The following is a 22,303-nucleotide window of genomic DNA, read 5'->3' as shown; positions in this document are numbered from 1 at the left end:
CCCCTCCAAGTAATAGTGTAACATCCATGTGTATACATGGTCTTTTTCACACTGTCTACCTAAAGGGGATAATATCACGCGGTCGTCTTTTTATATAAATTCAAGCAAAGTCCCATCAATATCAAAGCCCCTTACTACTAACTACTTAGTGCTTTCTACAAATTCATATCCTTTCACAAACAAGAGAGTCATATAAGAAACAATAAATGAGAAAATGCTATACATGCCAATCCAAAAGAAAAATTTTGGAGTAAAAGCGATGACACCTAGTATTAAAAAACTAGCAAACGTTACAATCGGCATTACGTAATATGTTTGCGTCTTGCGGGTTCCAATAACAGAAACGATAAAGATAAGTAATGGACAAATTAATAAGACGAAAATCAATTCATTCATAGTTATGTCCCCTTTTCGAATGGAAGTAATCTGTTTCTCGTAAACGTTTTGAAATAAATACTCTCCTAATATAACTTCGCTAACATATACATAATCCCTTTTGAAAGTCCGTAATAAATGATTGATTTCACAATAAAAAAGTAAGCAAGAGAACACCTGCTTACTTTATAGAATAAACATCGCAACGATTGTGGTGACAATTAAGCCAATTATAACTGGTAAAAAGTTTCGGCGTGCAAGTTCAAATGGATCTACTTTACAAATGGCAGCGGCAGGAATAAGCGCCCAAGGAATTAAAGTCCCGCCTCCGGTCCAGATTGCAGCAATTTGCCCAAGTGCTGTTAATGTAGCTGTTCCATGCCCCAGTGCTGTGCCGAAAAGATTGGCAATCGAACCAGCAAGTGATATACCGGAAAAGCCAGATCCATCTAACCCTGTTATGACACCAACGATAGTTAGTGTTCCCGCTGATACATATTGGTTTAAAGGAACAGTTTGAGATAAGGCGATTCCTAAGTCGTTAATGATTCCGTGTGAACCTTTCGGTAAATAGTCCCCGATAATTTTTACAAATCCGCTATCCCCTAAATAAAAAAGTGCAGCAATTGGGATAACTGGACCAAAGATTTTAAATCCAAATTGGAGCCCTTCTATAAAATAATCGGTCGTTTTATTCAGGCCATTTCCTTTGTAGGCGATGAGAGCAATAATGATAATCATAATAACAGTCGTCCCGCCAATAAGTGCTGTTGCATCGCTTCCTTGTAGTTTAAATTGAATCATGCAAAGGATATCAATGATATATACGATAGGGATACATATGGCGAGCCATTTCTTTATGTGAGGAGATAATAAAATGATAGTTTTGGATGGTTCAGTTGCTGAAGAAGAGTCTTGCAACGATAAGCCTGTATGAAATTCTTTTCGTAAGAAGAAAAAAGCAACAGAAGTTGTAACAACGCCCATAACGATAACGAGGGGACACTTGCGGATACGACGCTAGAAACTGGTAAACCAGCTGCATCCGCTGTTAATTTCGGGGCACCTTGAATAACGAAGTCGCCGGATAAAGCAATTCCGTGTCCAAATAAGTTCATAGCAATTGCAACCCCAATTGGTGGCAGGCCGACGCGTACAGCGACGGGTAATAAAATAGCCCCCATTAACGCGACAGCTGGGGAAGGCCAAAAGAAGAAAGAAATTGTCATCATTAAAAGGCCGATAATCCAGTAGGCAAGTGTAGGTGTACGAATCATCTTTGTAAATGGTGAAATCATCGTATCATTTATGCCAGTATGAACGAGTAGGTTACTCATCGATACGATAATGGAGATGATCAATATAGTTGGTAATAGTTCAGTTATGGCATAAATAAAACTTTGAAAAATACCGCTAACGGCAAGAGGGATAGAACTTGTAGCGGTTAATGCTAATAAAAAGATAAAAATGATACAAATGATCGTTGTATCTTTTCTAAAAATAAAAAAGGTAATAATAGTGAGTAAACAAAGAATATAGAGAGCATGTAAAAGCGTTAATTCAACTCCCACAACATTCACATCCTTTAGGCGTTCGTGTAGTTCATTGTATGAAAGCGGTGAATGTATGTGAGTATAGGGAAAAAATAAAATTTCATGTACTGTAATGGTAAGGGTATAAAATGGATGTTAAAATACAATTAATCCTAAAAATGGAACTGGAGGAGGGCGTATGTGAGGGAGTTAGGTAGGAAATCAACTGCCCGTAAAAGCCCGATTGGTTCAACTAATAATCCGTGGGGGACACCCCCACGGATTAAAGTTTCACTTTATCATTTCTTGTAGTCTATTAATCATTTTAGATCTATTTACAAACAATGAATGGATAAGTATTATGCCTGTTCTCGGGTTTGTGTTTTTGCTTTTATCTCGCTGGGATGACATGAAACAGCATAGTAAGAAAAGTATTGGAATTATGATAGATATCATTGTTGTTAGTTCATTTGTAGTAGGTTTTATTTTAATAGAAGGTCAGAAGCAAATGGAGCAAATGTCTATTTTTCAACAATGGATGTCGTCTGCGAAAGGTCTTTATTTTGTAATTGTAGTCGTTATTTTCCTAAGAGTCATGATAAGAATAGGGAGTTATATAGTAAAGAGCGAATAGAATGGGGGTAGTACGAATGAGAGAGAAAGTAGGGTATTATGGTGTACTCGGTTGTTTAATAGTATCTATCATTTCAGCACAATTTTTAAAAAGTGAATGGACACCATTTATATTATGTATAGGCATATTCATTTTTGCTCCTTTGTACCGCTAGAAAGAGTGGAAAACGTATAGTCGGAAAAAGAAAATTATTTATAGCATTGAGTTTGTTATTATAATTAGTACAATTCCGTTCTTGCTAAAAAAAGGTTATGAACAAATGAATGACATAGCAATTTTTCAAGGGTGGTTACTTGTTGCAAAATGGTTATACTTACTATTCATTTTAATAGTGGTAACAGCTATTGCTAAAAAAGCAAACGGGAAAATATTTGTAAATGAATAAAAGAAAGTGCCACCGGATAAGGTGGCACTTTCTTATTTTACTGAATGAGCTTTTTGCATCTTTTTTATTAAACGAATTTGTCCACGATGGTTAATTTCATCTTCAAATACGTGAAACCACTTAAAATAATTATTTGCTGGTTTGTCATGCCAAAAGTCTGTCGTTTTAAATAACCATTCCTCAGGTAAGGATTGAAAAGTTTCAATTGTTTTAGAGCGTACTTCTTGTAATGTATGGATGTAAAATTCGATGGAGTTTCCTTTTATTTTTTCTCGTCCAATAGCCCCTAACTCTACAGCAGGTAACCAACGTTCTAATTCGGCATCTGTCGGTTCACGATCCTCAAAGGTATGAATTTGGTAATAAAATTCAATAGCAGCCATGTGATATAATAGCATGCCAATTGAATTTGCTTCTTCGTCATATAAATAATCAAGTTCATCAATTGTTAAACCTTCCACTGCTTGCATCGTTGTGTAACGGGCGTAATTCATCATGGAAACAAGTTTTGAAAATTCAAGCTGTAAACCATCTATCTTATCGATTACAAAATTCAATTTAAATTCCCCCTCTTTAAACGAATACTCCAGAGAAGGAATTCTATGTGTAGAGAAAAACTCCTTTTAAAAAGGGCCATGATTTTAACAAGGGATAACAATTAGTTCTCTATTTGATTTTGTAATAACTTCATAGCCTTCTTTTGTAATGACGATATCGTCTTCAATTCTACAACCGCCCCAGTTTGGTATGTAAATGCCCGGCTCAACTGTAACAACCATACCTTCTTGTAAAGTTGCCTTACTTTCTTGGGATAGGCGAAGCGGTTCATGTATTTCTAACCCAAGACCGTGCCCGGTAGAGTGGCCAAAGTATTGACCGTATCCATGTTCTGTAATGTAATCTCTCGTTACATCATCGATACTTTTCGCAGTTTCTCCAGGCTTAATTGCTTCAGTTCCACGTTTTAATGCTTCTCGTACAACATTGTATATTTTTTTGAATTCTTCTGACGGTTCTCCGATCGCTACAGTACGTGTTATATCGGAACAATATCCGTCGTAAAGTGCACCGAAGTCTAATGTAACGATATCGCCTCGTTCGATTATTTTATTTGATGCAACGCCATGAGGAAGAGAAGAACGAACGCCAGAAGCTACAATGATTTGGAATGATGAAGATGTAGCTCCTTTTTTTCGCATGAAAAATTCTAACTCATCTCGTACATCAGTTTCACTTATTCCTGGTTTTAGAAAGGTAAGGATGTGGTGAAATGCTTCGTCAGCAATAGTAGCTGCAATTTTCATTGTTTCTATTTCAGGCGTGTCTTTAATAATACGAATATTTTCGATGATTTCGCACACTTGAATCATTTCCGCATGTACGTATTTTTGTAAGTTTTTATATTGTTGCAATGTCATGTTATTTTCTTCAATTCCAAGTTTTTGAATGTTTAATCTGGATACTTGATTGGCAACTTCTTCTTCCAAATTCCCTTTATGCATAATGATTTCCGCGTCTTTTATTTGTACTTTGGCTTGATCTACATAGCGAAAATCAGTTATGAAAACAGCTTGATCTGCAGAGAGTAAGACGACACCAGCACTACCTGTAAAGCCTGTTGCATATTGGCGATTTTCTTTTTTTGTAATAAGTAATCCGTCAAGTCCATAATGATGTAGTTGATTTTGGATTTTATCAATTTTTAAAGTCATGTTAATTCCTCCTTTTCACAGTATTGAATAAAGCAAATAGCGTGCCAAAATATATATTAGGGAAAATAAACGATTATCCAGCTATTTTGTGGGAGGCGTGCCGTTAATAAAATTCAGATTGCAATTAGTAGGGGATAAAAACATTGACTTGAGTTGAACTTTATATACATACTGTAAAAAAATTTATACAAATGCGTAATGACACTGTCAATCTTTTTGACAATATATAAAATGACAAAAGAAAGATAGTGTGAATTAGTTAATGGATATAGGAACGAATGTGAATGAATATAAAAAATGCGTTGCTATCTAGCAACGCATTTTTTATATTTACGCTTTTAATTTCATTACGATGTCAGCATCTGGTGTTACATATACTGTTTGTTGGTTATCGTACGTAACGAATCCAAGCTTTGCACCACTCGGTTTTTTCACATGGCGTATTTTTGTAAAATCAACAGGTACAGAGCTAGACTCTTTTGCTTTACTGTAATAAGCGGCAATTTTTGCAGCTTCTAGTAAAGTTTCTTCAGCAGGTTCTAAAGAACGAATGACAACGTGAGAACCAGGTATGTCTTTCGTATGTAACCAAATTTCATCCCGACGGGCAAATTTCGTTGTTAAATAATCATTTTGCTTATTGTTTTTACCAACGAAAATCTCTGTACCGTCACTAGCTACATATTTATCTAATACTGGTTTTGTAGGCTTTTTCTTTGCATTTTTCGTCTTACGATTACGCACATATCCTTCTTCGGCTAATTCCTCACGAATTTCTTCAATATCTTTTGAAGAAGCAGCTTCCATTTGTTGAAGTAAGCTATCAAAATAAAGAATTTCTTCATTGGTTTTTTCGATTTGTTCTTCTACCACAACAACTGAATTTTTTGCTTTTTGGTATTTTTGGAAATAGCGTTGTGCATTGTCAGACGGTGTTTTTAAAGGATCTAATGTGATTTTTACAGTACCGCCATTTTCATCGTAATAATTAACGACCTCAATATCTTTATCGCCTTTTTTCAAAGCGTACATATTGGCTGTGAGTAGCTCTCCAAATAGTTGATATTTATCTGCTTTTCCAGCATCTTGTAATGTTTTTTCAAGTTTAATAAGTTTTTTCTCATTTTTGTTTTTTTCATTTTGCATAAAGCGTTCTAAATCATGAGCTTGTTGTTTTACACGGTCTCGCTCCGCTTTTCCGAAAAAGAAACGGTCTAACAATTCACTAACAGATGAGAATGTTTTTTCTTCTCCTTGCAAGTGTGTAAGAGGGAAAAGATAAAAGAATTCTTTTCCGTTTGCAGTAATCATTGTTGGTGAATATGTATGAGTTAGTAATGGTTTTTGTATGGAGAAAAACGCTTCAGATAATGCTTTTTCATTTGCCATACCTGCTTTTTTTACAACTTCTTTTGCGAATAATGGGGAAATTCCCATAAATGCTCCGACAAGTTGTTTGTCCATGTTTCCGGATAAAAAGTCTAGCGGTCTAATAAAATCAGCTGCTGTTTCGATAAGAAGCGGATTAACCTTATGTTGTGCTGGAGGGGCAACATATTCAGCTCCAGCATATACAGTACGATGGCGGTTTACCGCTAAAGATATGTGTTTTAAGCTATCTAAAATAACATTTGTTTTCGTATCTACTAAGATAATGTTACTGTGTCGTCCCATTATTTCGATTACTAATGTTTTTAATGATTCGTCTCCGATTTCATTCCGACTGCGAACTGTAATTTGAATAATACGTTCTAAGTCAATTTGTTCAATTTTTTCAATAAATCCGCCTTCTAAATGTTTACGAAGAAGCATACAAAACATCGGCGGTATTGCTGGTGAATCGTAGTTTTGATTCGTTAAGTGCATACGCGCATATGTAGGGTGAGACGAAAGAATTAGTTTTTGGTTCTTTCCGTTTGCTCGAATATGTAATAAAATCTCGTATTTTGAAGGTTGATATATTTTGGAAATTCTTCCTGTGTAAAGAGAATTTGCAATTTCATGTGTAATTGCTCTTGTAAATAATCCATCGAATGCCATAAATGAACACTCCTTTCTAACTAAAAGTTAATTATAGCATTTTTTTGGACGAGGCTGAATAAGCTTTCAATAGAGTATGTCTGGAATCAGGAGGTCGATGGCAGGATGAACTGGTATGGAATGCGGGCACATGAAGTGGAAGAAAGAACGAATACGAACGTAAAAGTTGGACTTACAGAGAAAGAAGCAGAAGGGCGAATTAAGAAATTTGGTACAAATGAATTAGAAGAAGCAAAAAGGCCTTCTGCACTAATGGTATTTTTAGCACAATTTAAAGATTTTATGGTACTTGTTTTATTTGGAGCAACAATTGTTTCTGGATTTTTAGGTGAATATATTGATTCTATAGCTATTGTTGCCATTGTTATTATCAATGGTATTCTAGGTTTTTTTCAAGAAAGAAAGGCTGAAAAATCATTGGAAGCTTTAAAAGAACTAGCCGCCCCGCAAGTTACGGTAATGAGGAATGGAAAGTGGGTAAAGGCACCATCTAAAGCACTTGTTTTAGGTGATGTTATTAAATTTTCCAGTGGTGATCGTATTGGGGCTGACGTCCGTCTCGTTGAGGCATCGAGTTTATATATCGAAGAGTCTGCCCTGACAGGAGAGTCAGTACCTGTACAAAAGAAGATAGAAGCATTGCAAGGGCAAGATGTTTCAATTGGTGATCAAAAAAATATGGCTTTTATGGGTACGATGATTACGCGAGGATCTGGAACAGGAGTCGTTGTAGCGACTGGTATGAATACCGCAATGGGCCAAATTGCAAATATGTTGCAAAATGCAGAGCAAATGGAAACACCACTGCAAAGAAGATTAGAGCAACTCGGGAAAATATTAATTATTGTAGCTCTTATTTTGACAGCACTCGTTGTATTAGCAGGTGTGTATCAAGGGAATGAAGTATACCATATGTTTTTAGCAGGTGTATCCTTAGCTGTTGCTGCTATTCCAGAAGGATTGCCCGCAATCGTTACAGTAGCTTTATCACTTGGTGTACAGCGTATGATAAAAAAGAGAGCAATTGTAAGAAAGTTACCAGCTGTAGAAACATTAGGTTGTGCTTCTGTAATTTGTTCTGATAAAACAGGAACAATGACACAAAACAAAATGATGGTAACACATATGTGGTCAGGTGGAGAGTTGTGGAAAGTGACTGGTCAAGGATATGAACCTAATGGATCTTTTATGAAAGGTGAAATAGAAGTTAATCCAGCTAAGACAAAAGCGCTTTATCAGCTACTTACATTCGGTTCACTATGTAACAATGCGAATATTATTCAAAAGAAAAAGGCGTATGTATTAGATGGGGATCCAACAGAGGGAGCACTTGTAGCTGCAGCAATGAAAGCGGGAATAACACGTGATGCACTGAAAGGGAAGTTCGAGATTATTCGTGAGTTCCCATTTGATTCGACTCGAAAGATGATGAGTGTTATTGTCCGTGATCGAGATGGGAAAAAGTTTGTTGTTACGAAAGGAGCTCCAGACGTCCTCCTGCAAATGAGCCAAACAATCTTATGGGGTGATAAGCAGCAACCGATGAGTGAGTTATATAGAAAAGAAGTACAGGCGGCTATTCATAGTTTAGGTAGCCAAGCGCTTCGAACAATTGCGGTTGCATTTAAGCCATTAAAAGTAACAGATTCCACTGAACATGAGAGAGATGTTGAAAAAGATTTTATGTTAATCGGGATACAAGGTATGATCGATCCGCCAAGACCAGAGGTAGCGCAGGCGGTAAAAGAGTGTAAAGAAGCTGGTATTCGAACAGTGATGATTACAGGAGATCATAAAGTAACAGCGATGGCGATTGCGGAACAATTAGGGGTTTTACCACCAGGAGGTCGTGTGGTGGAAGGTGTTGAGCTAGCAAATATGGATATAGAGGAACTAGAAAATGTTGTAGAAGATACTTACGTATTTGCTCGTGTATCACCAGAACATAAATTAAAAATTGTTAAATCATTGCAAAATAAAGGGCATATAGTAGCGATGACAGGAGATGGAGTAAACGATGCACCAGCTATAAAAACAGCGGATATTGGGATAGCGATGGGTATTACAGGAACAGACGTTGCGAAAGAAGCTTCTTCGCTTGTATTGTTAGATGATAACTTTGCGACGATTAAATCAGCGATTAAAGAAGGTAGAAACATATACGAAAATATTCGAAAGTTTATTCGATATTTGTTAGCATCAAACGTCGGCGAAATTTTAGTTATGTTATTTGCGATGTTACTGGCACTGCCATTGCCAATGGTTCCAATTCAAATATTATGGGTGAACTTAGTTACCGACGGTTTACCAGCGATGGCATTAGGTTTGGATAAGGCGGAAGGAGATGTGATGAAGAGAACGCCGCGGCATCCGAAAGAGGGAGTATTCGCCAGAGGGCTTGCCTGGAAAATTATAAGTCGAGGGTTCCTCATTGGAGCAGTGACGTTAGTAGCGTTTATTATCGCATATAATCAACATCCGAATGAACTGAAATATGCACAGACAGTAGCATTTGCGACTTTGGTACTTGCGCAACTTATTCATGTATTTGATTGCCGAAGTGAACATTCTGTCTTTCATCGCAATCCATTTGGGAACGTGTATTTAGTAGGGGCTGTTATCATTTCATTGTTGTTAATGCTCGTTGTTATTTATTATCCACCGTTACAACCAATTTTTAGTACAATGCCAATACAAGCAAGAGATTGGTTGTTAATTGGAGGTTTGTCATCAATTCCGACTTTCTTATTAGTAGGTTCTTTATTAACAAGGAAAAAGGGTAAGGAGAAAAAGCCACTTTTATATAAGAAGGGATTAAACTTGAAATAGTCAATGATATGAAAATGTGATATAATTTACAGAAGGTAGTAGAGCCTTGTCTCTATTACCTTTTTCATTGAGTTATTTCATGGCTTGGATGTGATAAAAATGATTTCTAGTATGACAGGGTTTGGAAGGTCGAAAGTGGAAAGTGATACTTTTCAGATTACAGTAGAAATGAGATCGGTGAACCACCGTTTTCTTGAGATGAGTATTCGACTTCCGAAGCAGATGATGGTATTTGAAGACAAAATTCGTAAAATAATCGCACAGCAAGTTCGACGTGGGCGCATTGAAGTGTCTATTAGTATAACGGGTGAAGGGCTTGTTGAAAGAAAATTAAGTGTGAATTGGTCGCTTCTCAAGCAGTACCAATCGATGATGGAAGATATAAAAGGAAAATTTCAATTGCAAGATTCTATTACACTTGGGCAATTAATGGCAATGCCAGAAGTAACGGCAATTGAAGAAATAGAAAACGTAAATGAACAATTTGAGAATAGTTTATATGAGGCTGTTCGCCAAGCTGCTCATATGTTGAAAACGATGAGAGATGGCGAAGGAGAACGATTACATAAAGATATGGCGTATCGTTTACAAGAGATTCACAATTGTGTAAATGCAATTATTCCACATGCACCGATTGTTACACAAAAATATCGTGAACGATTAGAAAATCGCTTAAAGGAATTACATAATCAAGATCTAGACGAACAAAGATTGCTAACAGAAGTCGCGATGTTTGCAGAGCGTTGTGATATTCATGAAGAGTTAGTTCGTTTACAAAGTCATTTAGAACAATTTCGTGAAACACTGCAGATTGAAGAGCCTGTTGGAAGAAAAATGGACTTCATCGTGCAAGAGATGCATCGAGAAATTAATACGATTGGTTCGAAGGCAAATGACTTAACAATTTCAAAATATGTTGTAGAAATGAAAAATAACCTTGAAAAAATTCGTGAACAAGTACAAAATATTGAGTAGCTTTCAAAAAATATATAAAGTTATACGTGGTGGAGAAATCGGATAGACTTACTAGGAGGCGCAAACTATGGCCATGCGGTTTTTAAATATTGGATACGGAAATATTGTATCTGCTCATCGAATTATTGCTATTGTAAGTCCGGAGTCAGCTCCTATTAAACGAACAGTACAGGAAGCACGTGAACATAATGCTTTACTAGATGCTACGTATGGGAGAAAAACAAGGGCGGTTATTGTTATGGATGATGGGCATGTTGTATTAAGTCCAATTCAGCCAGAGACGATTGCACATCGTTTGAATAATAAAGAAGATTTAAGTGAGGAAGGGTAGGTTTTACATATTTATGAGAAGTAGAAGAGGATTGCTCATCGTTCTTTCAGGACCTTCTGGGGTTGGTAAAGGAACGGTTCGAAAAGAGCTGTTTAGCCATGAGGATACACGTTTTCAATACTCTATTTCAGTAACGACACGTAAGCCGCGTGAAGGTGAAGTAGATGGTGTGGATTATTTCTTTAAAGAGAGAGAAGAATTTGAGGAAATGATTCGTAATGAAAAATTACTTGAGTGGGCTGAGTTCGTAGGTAATTATTACGGAACACCGATTGACTATGTTGAAAAAACATTACAAGAAGGAAAAGATGTATTCTTAGAAATTGAAGTGCAAGGAGCAATTCAAGTTAAGAAAGCTTTCCCAGAAGGTGTATTTATTTTCTTAGCACCCCCAAGTTTATCTGAGCTAAAAAACCGAATTGTCGGCCGTGGTACAGAAACTGAAGATGTTATTGAAAATCGCTTAACTGTAGCGAAAGAAGAAATCGAAATGATGGACGCTTACGACTATGTTGTAGAAAATGATCAAGTTGAATTAGCTTGTGATAGAATTAAAGCAATTGTGGTTGGTGAACATTGCCGCCGCGAAAGAGTAGCAAAATATTATAAAGAAATGACGGAGGGTCTATAATTATGTTAAATCCATCAATTGATTCATTATTAACAAAAATCGATTCTAAATATACACTTGTAACAGTAGCTGCAAAGCGTGCACGTGAAATGCAACTTGCTAACAACTGTGTTATTGAACAGCCTGTTTCTCATAAATGTGTAGGTAAAGCATTAGAAGAAATCGATGTAGAAGTGTTAAAATATGTACCAAGCGAAGGCAAAATAATTGATTAAGATATTATTTTCGACAAATTAAAACATAGACTTTATAATTTTCTATGTAACGGTAACAACCTATTTACAAGTAGGTTGTTATTTTTTTACGATAGGATGAAATATTGGTACTGAAGAGCTGAGAAACCTGTTTCAGTATTATAAGTTTGAAAAAGAAAGAGGACGAGCCATATGCTAAAAGGGAAAAAGATACTCCTATGTGTAACAGGAGGCATTGCGGTCTTTAAAGCGGCTGCGTTAACTAGTAAATTGACACAAGCTGGTGCTATTGTAAAGGTGATCATGAGTGAGTCGGCAATAAAATTTGTTACGCCTCTTACATTCCAAGCACTTTCTCGTCATGATGTATATACAGATACATTCGATGAGAAAGACTCAGCTGTTATTGCTCATATCGATTTAGCAGATTGGGCAGATGTAGTACTTGTTGCACCTGCTACAGCCAATTGTATCGGGAAGTTAGCTGGTGGTATTGCGGATGATATGATTACAACTACTTTGTTAGCTACTACAGCTCCAGTATGGATTGCACCTGCTATGAATGTGCATATGTACGAAAATAAAATTGTTCAAAAAAATATGATGACGTTAAAAACGTTAGGATATACATTTATTGAGCCAGGGGAAGGCTTTTTAGCGTGTGGTTATGTAGCGAAGGGAAGACTAGAGGAACCTGAAACAATTATTGCGTGGTTAGAAGAAGCATTCACGGAACAAAAACCACTACAAGGTAAGAAAATGTTAATAACTGCTGGCCCGACGCGTGAAAAGATTGATCCAGTTCGTTTTATGACGAATTTTTCTTCTGGAAAAATGGGGTATGCGATTGCAGAAGTAGCAGCGAACTTAGGGGCTGATGTCATACTTGTTTCGGGGCCGACGGCATTAAATCCGCCACTACATGTAACAACGATACAAGTGGATTCAGCGCAGGATATGTTAGAAGCAGTCCTTCAACATTATCAAAATGTAGATGTTGTCATCAAAACAGCAGCTGTTGCAGATTATCGCCCGAAATATGTTCATGATAATAAAATGAAAAAGCAGAATGGTGATGCTGTAATTGAATTAGAGAGAACGGTAGATATTTTAAAAACGCTAGGTGAGAAGAAGGGTAAACAGTTACTTATCGGTTTTGCTGCTGAAACGACAAACGTAGAGGAATACGCAACGAAAAAGTTACGTGAGAAAAATGCGAATATGATTGTTGCGAATGATGTAAAAGCGCAAGGAGCTGGATTTGGCACAGATACGAACATTGTAACAATGTATAGAAAAGATGGAAAAGTTATTGAGTTGCCACTTTTAACGAAGAAAGAGGTAGCTCGCGAAATATTAAAGCAAATTGAAATGATGTTAGAAGATGATCGTTTATGAAATTTGCAAGTGTAATTGTTGATGTACCTGCCCGTCAGACAGATAGACCGTTTGATTACATTATCCCTAGAAAATGGGAAGATATTGTACAGACAGGAATGCGTGTAGTAGTTCCATTTGGTCCAAGAAAATTGCAAGGTTTTATTATTGAGATTAAAGATTCGGTTGACGTGGAAAGTAAGAAATTAAAGACAATCCATGAAATATTAGATGTAACACCGGTTTTAAATGATGAATTATTAAAGCTTGGATATTGGCTTACAAGTGAAACGTTATGTTATATGATTTCAGCATTTCAAGTCATGCTTCCGACAGCGATAAAAGCAACGTATAAAAAGCGTCTACAACTTCGTAAACAAGAAGAAGTAGCACCTGCAATACTGTATTTATTTCAGGATAAGGAAGCAATCGATTGGGAAGTTATTGAGGCGCAGCCACATTTATACCGCGCTATTCAACAAGAAATTAAAAATGGTACGATGGAAGTCGTATATCAAGTGAAAGATAAAGTGCAGAAGAAGAAACAAAGAGTCGTTCAGCCAGAGTTGCCGGAAGATAAATTAGAATTAGCTGCATTTGAATTGAAAAGTAAAAAACAACAAGATGTACTCTATTATTTTGTGGAAAATTATAAAAGTGTACCGTTGAAATTGTTAACAGAAGAGCTACAAATAACAGATGCTCCAATAAAATCACTTGTTAAAAAGGGGCTAATCTCAGAAAAATATGTGGAAGTATACCGGAATCCGTATGACGATGATGATTTTGAACAAACGAAACCATTTCCACTTACAGAGGAACAAAAGCAAGTTATTACACCTATTTTATCATCAATTACAAATGAAACTTACAATCCATTTTTACTATATGGTGTTACAGGAAGCGGAAAGACAGAAGTATATTTACAATCTATAGCAGCGGTGCTGAAGAAGGAAAAAGAAGCTATTGTACTCGTTCCTGAAATTGCGCTAACGCCTCAAATGGTAGATCGTTTTAAAGGTAGATTTGGCTCGGAAGTAGCGGTTCTTCATAGTGCACTGTCTGTTGGTGAAAAATATGATGAATGGCGTAAGATTTTAAGAAAAGAAGTGAAAGTGGTAGTTGGTGCCCGTTCAGCTATTTTTGCTCCTTTTGAAAATTTAGGGATTATTATTATTGATGAAGAGCATGAATCGAGTTATAAGCAAGAAGATAACCCGAAGTATCATGCAAGAGATGTAGCGGTGTGGAGAGGGCAATATCATAAATGTCCAATCGTTCTTGGAAGTGCAACGCCTACACTTGAATCATTTGCAAGAGCGACAAAAGGTGTTTATGAATTATTAACGATGGAAAAACGTATGAACGAACAAGCTTTACCAACAGTAGAAATTGTTGACATGCGTGAAGAACTTCGCGACGGGAATCGATCGATGTTTTCGAAGGCGTTGCATGAAAAAATAGCAGATCGACTAGAAAAGAAAGAACAAATGGTTCTCTTTTTAAATAGGAGAGGTCATTCAACATTTGTGATGTGTCGTGATTGCGGGTATGTTGTACAATGTCCACATTGTGATATTTCGCTGACGTATCATAAAATGAACCATCGTTTAAAATGTCATTATTGCAGTTATGAGGAGAATATGCCAACTGCGTGTCCAGCTTGTCAAAGTACATATATTCGTTTCTTTGGTACAGGCACACAAAAAGTAGAAGAAGAAATTACAAAACTATTTCCAGAAGCGCGAGTCATTCGAATGGACGTAGATACGACAAGTCGCAAAGGAATGCATGAGAAGTTATTAAAGGCATTTGGTGAAGAGAAAGCAGATATATTACTTGGGACACAAATGATCGCCAAAGGACTTGATTTTCCGAAAGTAACGCTCGTTGGTGTTTTAACTGCAGATACGATGCTTCACTTACCTGATTTTCGGGCGAGTGAAAAAACATATCAATTATTGACGCAAGTAAGTGGACGGGCAGGTAGACATGAATTGCCAGGGGAAGTTGTAATTCAAACGTATACGCCAGAACATTATAGTATAGAGTTAGCAAAGAACCAGCAATATGATGTGTTTTTTGACCAAGAAATGCAAATGAGACGAACAAGACAATATCCACCTTATTACTATGTTGTACTTGTAACGGTATCTCATCCAGAATTATTAAAGGCAGTGCAAGTGACGGAAAAAATTGTCGGTCATTTACGAATGCATTGTTCGCAGCAAACGATGGTGTTAGGGCCAGTTGCTTCAGCAATTCCAAGGATAAAAGATAGATATCGTTACCAATGCATGATAAAATACAAACGGGAACCAAACTTAAAGAACGTGCTCAAAATGGTAAATGAACATTATCAAGCAGAAATGCAAAAAGAGCTACAAATCTCAATTGATTTTAATCCAACAATGTTAATGTAGCGGAGGGAAATATGGCAGTTTTAGAAATAGTAAAGCATCCAAATGAAGTGTTAGAAACACCATGTGAAAGAGTAATTAACTTTGATAAAAAGTTAGTGAAATTGTTGAAAGATATGCATGAAACAATGTTAATGGCGGACGGAGTCGGTTTAGCTGCACCTCAAGTAGGGGTAAGCTTGCAAGTAGCAGTTGTTGATGTCGATGATGATACTGGAAAAATCGAGTTAATCAATCCATCAATATTAGAAAAACGTGGTGAACAAGTAGGTCCCGAAGGCTGTTTAAGCTTCCCGGGACTTTATGGTGAAGTGGAACGTGCAGATTATATTAAAGTAAGAGCACAGAATCGCCGAGGTAAAGTGTTTTTATTAGAAGCGGAAGGATTTTTAGCGCGTGCAATTCAACATGAAATCGATCATTTACACGGTGTTCTATTTACATCGAAAGTGACAAGATATTATGAAGAAAACGAATTAGAATAGGTGTTAAAAGGAGCGGTTTTTAAATGATTAAAGTAGTATTTATGGGAACACCGGACTTTTCAGTGCCGGTGCTTCGTCGTCTTATCGAAGATGGCTATGATGTAGTAGGTGTTGTGACGCAACCAGATCGTCCGGTAGGTAGAAAAAAAGTATTAACACCTACACCTGTTAAAGTTGAAGCGGAGAAACATGGTATTCCGGTGTTACAACCACTGAAAATTCGTGAAAAAGACGAATATGAAAAAGTATTAGCATTAGAGGCGGATTTAATTGTAACAGCTGCGTTCGGTCAGATTGTACCAAACGAAATTTTAGAAGCGCCAAAGTACGGATGTATTAATGTCCATGCCTCTTTACTTCCAGAACTACGCGGTGGTGCACCGATTCATTATGCAATTATGGAAGGTAAAGAAAAAACAGGAATTACAATTATGTATATGGTAGAAAAATTAGACGCTGGTGATATTTTAACGCAAGTAGAAGTGGAAATTGAAGAGCGTGAAACGACGGGCTCGTTATTTGATAAGTTAAGTGAAGCCGGTGCACATCTTCTATCTAAAACAGTACCTTTATTAATTCAAGGTAAGTTAGAACCGATTAAACAAAATGAAGATGAAGTGACATTCGCATATAATATAAAACGTGAGCAAGAGAAAATTGATTGGACAAAAACAGGTGAAGAAGTATACAATCACATTCGCGGATTGAACCCATGGCCAGTTGCATATACGACTTTAGCAGAACAAGTCGTTAAAGTATGGTGGGGAGAGAAAGTTTCTCTAGAAGCGAAAGCTGAACCAGGTACAATAGTTGGTCTTGAAGAAGATGGATTTGTTGTTGCAACAGGGAATGAAACAGGTGTTAAAATTACTGAATTGCAACCGTCGGGTAAAAAGCGTATGAGTTGTTCACAATTTTTACGTGGGACAAAACCTGAAATTGGCACGAAGTTAGGAGAAAATGCATGAGACAAAATGTTCGTGAATTAGCTCTTGATGGTTTAATTCAAGTAGAAAAAAGTGGTGCATATAGTAACTTACTTTTAAATAATCTAATTGAAAAAAATGCAATGGATAGAAAAGATATTGGTTTATTAACTGAAATTGTATATGGAACGATTCAACGTCGTGACACATTAGATTATTATTTACAGCTCTTTTTAAAAAAGAAGGTTGAGGCGTGGGTAAGAGTGTTGCTTCGCTTATCTTTATATCAAATGATATATTTGGACCGAGTGCCAGAAAGAGCGGCTATTCATGAAGCGGTTGAAATAGCAAAGCGTCGTGGGCATAAAGGGATTTCAGGCATGGTGAACGGAGTATTGCGTTCAATTCAGCGAGAAGGTGTACCTTCATTAGATGAAATCAAAGATCCAGTGGAACGTCTTGCAATTGCAACGAGTCACCCAGTTTGGTTAGTACAAGATTGGGCATCTGAATATGGTTTAGAGACAGCAGAGAAAATGTGTGAAGTAAACATGTTACCACCAGTACCTACAGCACGTGTGAACGTTGATAAAGTAACGGTAGAAGAAGCAATTGAGTTGTTGGCAAGTGAAGGAATAGAAGCAAAGTCTGGCGATTTGTCAGATGATGCAATTCAAATTGAAAGAGGGAATGTAGCGCATACAGAAGCGTTTAAAAAAGGGTTCCTTTCTATTCAAGATGAAAGCTCTATGCTTGTTGCACGTGCTTTAGACCCGAATGAGGGAGAGACAGTTCTTGATAGTTGTGCTGCTCCTGGTGGTAAAACTACGCATATAGCTGAGCGTTTAAAGGGAACTGGTAAAGTAATGTCTCTTGATTTACACGCGCATAAAGTGCGTTTAATTAAACAACAAGCAGAGCGACTTGGTCTAGAAAATATAGAAACAAAAGCGTTAGATGCTAGAAAAGTGCAAGAGCACTTTGCAAATGAAACTTTTGATAAAATATTAGTAGATGCACCATGTTCTGGATTTGGGGTAATTAGACGTAAACCTGATATTAAGTTAGGAAAAGATAAAGGCGATAGTGAAAGATTATCGACGATTCAACTTGCGATATTAGAAAAGATAGCACCATTATTAAAACAAGGCGGTCGTCTTGTTTATAGTACGTGCACAATTGAGAAAATAGAAAATGAACAAGTAATAGATAAATTTTTAAAAGAACATCCTGAATTTGAATGGGATACTACGATAAAAGAACGTATGCCAGAAAAATTAAGTCCGTATATTAATGAAGGTCAAGTACAAATTTTACCGCATTATTTTGCAACGGATGGCTTTTATATTGCTTGTTTAAGGAAGAAGGTGTAGCATCATGGAAACGACTGTAAAAAAACAAAAGAAAAATGTAGAAACGAAAAAACCATCAATTTACTCTTTACAACTTCATGAAATGCAAGATTGGTTAAAGGAACAAGGAGAACCGAAGTTCCGTGCTGGACAAATTTTTGACTGGCTATATAAAAAACGTGTAAAAAATTATGAGGATATGTCAAACCTTTCTAAAGGATTGCGTGATAAATTGTCGAATTCCTTTGATATTACTACTTTAAACACGTTAGTAAAACAAACGTCTTCGGATGGAACGATTAAATTCTTATTCCAGTTATATGATGGATATTCTATTGAAACGGTATTAATGCGACATGAATACGGAAATTCTATTTGTGTAACAACACAAGTTGGTTGTCGTATTGGCTGTACGTTCTGTGCTTCTACACTTGGCGGGTTAAAACGAAACCTAGAAGCTGGAGAAATTGTAGCGCAAGTAGTAGAAGTGCAACGCGCGCTTGATGAAACGGAAGAACGTGTAAGTTCTCTTGTTGTTATGGGAATTGGAGAACCATTTGATAACTATGATAATTTAATGGGATTTTTACGCATCACTAACCATGAAAAAGGACTTCATATTGGTGCAAGACATATGACAGTTTCGACGAGTGGTATTATTCCGAAAATTTACAAGTTTGCTGAAGAAGAGTTACAAATTAATTTTGCGATTTCATTGCATGCTCCAAATTCAGAATTACGTTCAAAATTAATGCCGATTAACCGTGCTTATAAGCTACCTGATTTAATGGAAGCTATTAAATACTATGTAAATAGAACAGGGCGTCGTATTACATTTGAATATGGACTATTTGGAGGAGAAAATGACCAAGTTGAGCACGCTGAAGAACTTGCTGCGCTCTTAAAAGGTGTAAAGTGTCATGTGAACTTAATTCCGGTTAACTACGTACCAGAACGTGATTACGTACGAACACCACGTGAGCAAATTTTCTTATTTGAAAAAACGCTTAAAGATCGTGGAGTGAATGTAACAATTCGCCGTGAACAAGGTCACGATATTGATGCTGCCTGCGGTCAGTTGCGTGCGAAGGAGCGCAAAGAAGAGACGAGGTGACGAGATGAAAGCCGTGTTTCTATCGGATAAAGGGAAAGTTCGTCAACATAATGAAGATAGTGCAGGAGTTTTTCACAATTTAGATGGAAATATTTTAGCGGTAGTAGCAGATGGAATGGGAGGTCATCGAGCTGGCGATGTAGCTAGTTCGATGGCCATTCAATTATTCCATGATTATTGGAAGCAAACGCATAATATGAATGAGCCTAAAAAAGTAGAAGAGTGGTTACATACTAGTGTTGGAATTATTAATGAACGCATTTTTGAATATTCTAAACAACACGTAGAGTGTGATGGTATGGGAACAACGATTATCATAGCAATTTGTACGCCTAATTTTGTAACAATAGGTCATATAGGAGATAGTCGTTGTTATATGGTATCAGAGGGAGTAATGTCGCTCGTAACGGAAGATCATTCACTTGTAAATGAACTTGTGAGACATGGTGAAATTTCAAAGGAAGATGCAGAATACCACCCGAAAAAAAATGTTTTGTTAAGAGCGCTAGGAACAGAAGAAAAAGTCGGATTAGATGTTAAAACATTGGTACTTGAAGAAGATGATCAATTGCTTCTTTGCTCTGATGGATTGTCTAATAAAGTCCCTATGACTGATATGCAACAAATTTTACAGTTAAATGAACAGCTCGAAGCTAAGGTGCAAAGTCTCATTCAATTGGCGAATGATCGTGGTGGAGAGGATAATATTACTCTTGTTCTTATTGATTATGCGGATTCGACAAACGAAAGTAGGTGAAGTGCAACGTGCTGATTGGAAAACGCTTAAATGACCGTTATAAGCTGCTAAAAATGATTGGCGGTGGAGGGATGGCCAATGTATATTTAGCTCATGATGACATACTCGGCCGAGATGTAGCGGTGAAAATATTAAGACTCGACTATTCCAATAACGAAGAGTTTATTAAACGTTTCCATCGAGAAGCGCAATCTGTTACAACGTTGTCGCATCCAAATATTGTGAATATGTATGATGTTGGAGAAGAAGATGGTATATATTATCTTGTAATGGAGTATGTACCTGGACAAACATTAAAGCAATACATAATTGAGCAAGGGATGTTACCTATAGGGGAAGCTCTTGATATTATGGAGCAATTAACATCCGCCATGGCACACGCTCATCATTTTGAAATTGTGCATCGTGATATAAAACCGCACAATATTTTAATTCGAGCTGATGGAGTAGTAAAAGTAACAGATTTTGGAATTGCGACAGCTACAAGTGCAACAACTATTACACATACAAATTCAGTACTTGGTTCGGTGCATTATTTATCACCAGAACAAGCGCGCGGCGGGATAGCAAATAAACAATCAGATATTTATTCGCTTGGTATTGTTATGTTCGAATTGTTAACAGGAAGACAACCGTTTTCTGGTGAATCTGCTGTTGCAATAGCTTTAAAACATTTACAAAGTGAAATACCGTCTCCAAGAAGATGGAATGAAAATATTCCGCAAAGTGTTGAGAATATTATATTAAAGGCAACTGCTAAAGATCCGTTCCATCGATACCAATCTGCTAATGCGATGAAACGAGATATTGAAACGGCTCTATATCCAGAACGAATTAATGAACAGCCATTTTACATACCAGAAGATATGGAAGCGACGAAAGCGATTCCAATTATCCAACAAGAACAATTATTTGAAAATGTAACTGATGAAACGATTGTTTTAAGTGGAAGTAAAGTGGATGAACCAAAAAGAAAAGAACATACTGAATTAGATAAGAAGAAAAAACGAAGTAATAAATGGATTAAGGTTTTAATTACGACATTTTTACTTTTAGCAATTGGAATAACATTAGCTCTTACTGTTATTCCGGGATTCTTTATTCCGAAAGATGTAAAAGTTCCTGATGTGGCTGGTATGAAATATACGACAGCTGTAAATAAATTGGTAGAAAAAGGTTTTGAAGTGACAGAACCTAATATTGTATATACAGATGATGTGGAAGCTGGAGATGTAATAAAAACTGATCCTGTAGCAGGAAGAGTAGTGAAGGAAAGTTCTAAAATTACTATCTATCAATCAGGTGGAAAAAAGAAAAGTAAGATGAAGGATTTTACAGGTCAAAACTTTGAGAGTGTAAAACCCGAGTTAGAAGAAAGATATAAACAGGTTACTGAAAATTATATTGAAAATGATAAACCAAAAGGTGAAATTGTAGAACAAATACCGACACCTGATCAAATGGTTGTAGAGGCGGAGCAAGAACTGAAAGTTTGGATAAGTAAAGGTCCTTATCAAAATAGACCAGGTGATTTTTCAAGATGGACTGAAAATAGTGCAACTGGTGATTTGAATGAGAGAAAATTAACTCCAGATATAAAACGAGAGTATTCAGATACGGTTGATAAAGGTCTTGTAATTTCGCAATCGCCAAAACCAGGAACTCCGTTAAAAGAAGGAGATAAAGTGACACTTATCATCTCGAATGGCCCTAAGCCGAAAGTAACAAAAACAGTGAAGGTGGATAACATTTCTATCCCATATGAGTCTTCTATAATAGGTGAGAAAAAACCGCAAACAATAGAAATTTATAAAGAAGATATGCAACAAAAGATGGATAGACCAATTGAAACTAGAACGATTTCAGAGTCGGCAACAATTTCTTTAGAATTTGTAATTCAAGAAGGCTCAAAGGGTCACTATAAAATCGTACGGGATGGAGTAACGATTATCGATAAGGAAGTACCATATCCAACTCAATAATAGTGAATTCCATTTTCTTTTTATAGAGAATGGAATGCATTACCCTTGCCTGTTATGCTGTCTACAAGGTGGACTGTATAACAGGCAAAAATATATGATTCAAAAAGCTATACAAGTGATATTGTTGTAAAAAATATTTCGAATTGATGGTAGAGATTAAATATATGAACCTGGTTATATATTGGTGGGTTTTAAAATAATTGTTTAAAGAACTCTAGTCTATTCGTTTTAATTACAGCTTCACTTTATACA

Annotated in this window: 18 protein-coding genes and 2 pseudogenes; 15 read left to right on the top strand and 5 right to left on the bottom strand. The window is 36.5% G+C overall.

The window, feature by feature from the left end:
- Positions 1-141: 141 nt before the first annotated feature.
- Both JDS81_RS12305 and JDS81_RS12300 read right to left on the bottom strand, forming a co-directional pair.
- A complete protein-coding gene (locus JDS81_RS12305; protein ID WP_001003941.1) occupies positions 142-396 on the bottom strand; it encodes a YbeF family protein in 255 nt (84 codons plus the stop codon).
- A gap of 165 nt (positions 397-561) precedes the next feature.
- A pseudogene (locus JDS81_RS12300) lies at positions 562-1,946 on the bottom strand (hypothetical protein).
- A 220-nt stretch (positions 1,947-2,166) separates the two neighbouring features.
- Between JDS81_RS12300 and JDS81_RS12295 the strand changes: the two are divergent.
- Both JDS81_RS12295 and JDS81_RS12290 read left to right on the top strand, forming a co-directional pair.
- Positions 2,167-2,541 (top strand): YoqO family protein, encoded by a 375-nt coding sequence (locus JDS81_RS12295; protein ID WP_033660283.1) that lies wholly within the window; start codon positions 2,167-2,169, stop codon positions 2,539-2,541.
- Between the two features lie 16 nt (positions 2,542-2,557).
- A pseudogene (locus tag JDS81_RS12290) lies at positions 2,558-2,926 on the top strand (YoqO family protein).
- A gap of 32 nt (positions 2,927-2,958) precedes the next feature.
- Here JDS81_RS12290 and JDS81_RS12285 read toward each other — a convergent pair.
- The 3 genes from JDS81_RS12285 to JDS81_RS12275 all read right to left on the bottom strand — a co-directional run bounded on the left by JDS81_RS12285 (position 2,959) and on the right by JDS81_RS12275 (position 6,678).
- Positions 2,959-3,483: a DinB family protein gene (locus JDS81_RS12285; protein WP_001012024.1), complete on the bottom strand. Its 525-nt coding sequence runs from the start codon at positions 3,481-3,483 to the stop codon at positions 2,959-2,961.
- An 84-nt stretch (positions 3,484-3,567) separates the two neighbouring features.
- Positions 3,568-4,638 (bottom strand): M24 family metallopeptidase, encoded by a 1,071-nt coding sequence (locus JDS81_RS12280; protein WP_000172783.1) that lies wholly within the window; start codon positions 4,636-4,638, stop codon positions 3,568-3,570.
- 330 nt (positions 4,639-4,968) lie between these two features.
- Entirely contained in the window at positions 4,969-6,678 is a 1,710-nt protein-coding gene (locus JDS81_RS12275) for an Rqc2 family fibronectin-binding protein (RefSeq protein ID WP_000863274.1), read from the bottom strand.
- Positions 6,679-6,783: 105 nt separating this feature from the next.
- Here JDS81_RS12275 and JDS81_RS12270 point away from each other — a divergent pair, with 105 nt between their 5' ends.
- The 13 genes from JDS81_RS12270 (at position 6,784) to prkC (ending at position 22,051) form a co-directional block, all read left to right on the top strand.
- Positions 6,784-9,507, top strand: coding sequence for a calcium-translocating P-type ATPase, SERCA-type (locus JDS81_RS12270; protein WP_097954022.1), 2,724 nt, complete (start codon positions 6,784-6,786; stop codon positions 9,505-9,507).
- A 99-nt stretch (positions 9,508-9,606) separates the two neighbouring features.
- Positions 9,607-10,482, top strand: a complete 876-nt coding sequence (locus JDS81_RS12265) for a YicC/YloC family endoribonuclease (protein ID WP_097954021.1) — start codon at positions 9,607-9,609, stop codon at positions 10,480-10,482.
- Between the two features lie 67 nt (positions 10,483-10,549).
- Positions 10,550-10,813: an extracellular matrix/biofilm regulator RemA gene (remA, locus tag JDS81_RS12260; protein WP_001251456.1), complete on the top strand. Its 264-nt coding sequence runs from the start codon at positions 10,550-10,552 to the stop codon at positions 10,811-10,813.
- Positions 10,814-10,826: 13 nt separating this feature from the next.
- Entirely contained in the window at positions 10,827-11,444 is a 618-nt protein-coding gene (gene gmk, locus JDS81_RS12255; RefSeq protein WP_001257739.1) for a guanylate kinase, read from the top strand.
- 2 nt (positions 11,445-11,446) lie between these two features.
- On the top strand, positions 11,447-11,659 hold the full coding sequence (gene rpoZ / locus JDS81_RS12250) for a DNA-directed RNA polymerase subunit omega (RefSeq protein WP_000933967.1): 213 nt from the start codon (positions 11,447-11,449) through the stop codon (positions 11,657-11,659).
- Between the two features lie 171 nt (positions 11,660-11,830).
- Positions 11,831-13,036: a bifunctional phosphopantothenoylcysteine decarboxylase/phosphopantothenate--cysteine ligase CoaBC gene (coaBC, locus tag JDS81_RS12245; protein ID WP_097954020.1), complete on the top strand. Its 1,206-nt coding sequence runs from the start codon at positions 11,831-11,833 to the stop codon at positions 13,034-13,036.
- Complete coding sequence (gene priA / locus JDS81_RS12240; RefSeq protein ID WP_097954019.1) at positions 13,033-15,438, top strand: primosomal protein N'; 2,406 nt, start codon at positions 13,033-13,035, stop codon at positions 15,436-15,438. Before coaBC ends, priA begins: the two co-directional genes overlap by 4 nt.
- Before the next feature lie 11 nt (positions 15,439-15,449).
- On the top strand, positions 15,450-15,920 hold the full coding sequence (gene def, locus JDS81_RS12235) for a peptide deformylase (protein WP_000279472.1): 471 nt from the start codon (positions 15,450-15,452) through the stop codon (positions 15,918-15,920).
- A gap of 23 nt (positions 15,921-15,943) precedes the next feature.
- A complete protein-coding gene (fmt, locus tag JDS81_RS12230) occupies positions 15,944-16,888 on the top strand; it encodes a methionyl-tRNA formyltransferase (protein WP_000598798.1) in 945 nt (314 codons plus the stop codon).
- Positions 16,885-18,219: a 16S rRNA (cytosine(967)-C(5))-methyltransferase RsmB gene (gene rsmB / locus JDS81_RS12225; protein WP_097954018.1), complete on the top strand. Its 1,335-nt coding sequence runs from the start codon at positions 16,885-16,887 to the stop codon at positions 18,217-18,219. The genes fmt and rsmB overlap by 4 nt, the downstream gene beginning before the upstream one ends.
- Before the next feature lie 4 nt (positions 18,220-18,223).
- A complete protein-coding gene (rlmN, locus tag JDS81_RS12220; protein WP_000450536.1) occupies positions 18,224-19,312 on the top strand; it encodes a dual-specificity RNA methyltransferase RlmN in 1,089 nt (362 codons plus the stop codon).
- A 4-nt stretch (positions 19,313-19,316) separates the two neighbouring features.
- Complete coding sequence (locus JDS81_RS12215) at positions 19,317-20,069, top strand: Stp1/IreP family PP2C-type Ser/Thr phosphatase (RefSeq protein ID WP_000648690.1); 753 nt, start codon at positions 19,317-19,319, stop codon at positions 20,067-20,069.
- Between the two features lie 8 nt (positions 20,070-20,077).
- Complete coding sequence (gene prkC / locus JDS81_RS12210; protein ID WP_000904738.1) at positions 20,078-22,051, top strand: serine/threonine protein kinase PrkC; 1,974 nt, start codon at positions 20,078-20,080, stop codon at positions 22,049-22,051.
- Positions 22,052-22,303: the final 252 nt, after the last annotated feature.

Origin of the sequence: Bacillus cereus group sp. N31, from assembly GCF_016483245.1 — a bacterium.
Taxonomy (GTDB): domain Bacteria; phylum Bacillota; class Bacilli; order Bacillales; family Bacillaceae_G; genus Bacillus_A; species Bacillus_A toyonensis.
This window is presented reverse-complemented; position numbering and strand designations above follow the sequence as displayed.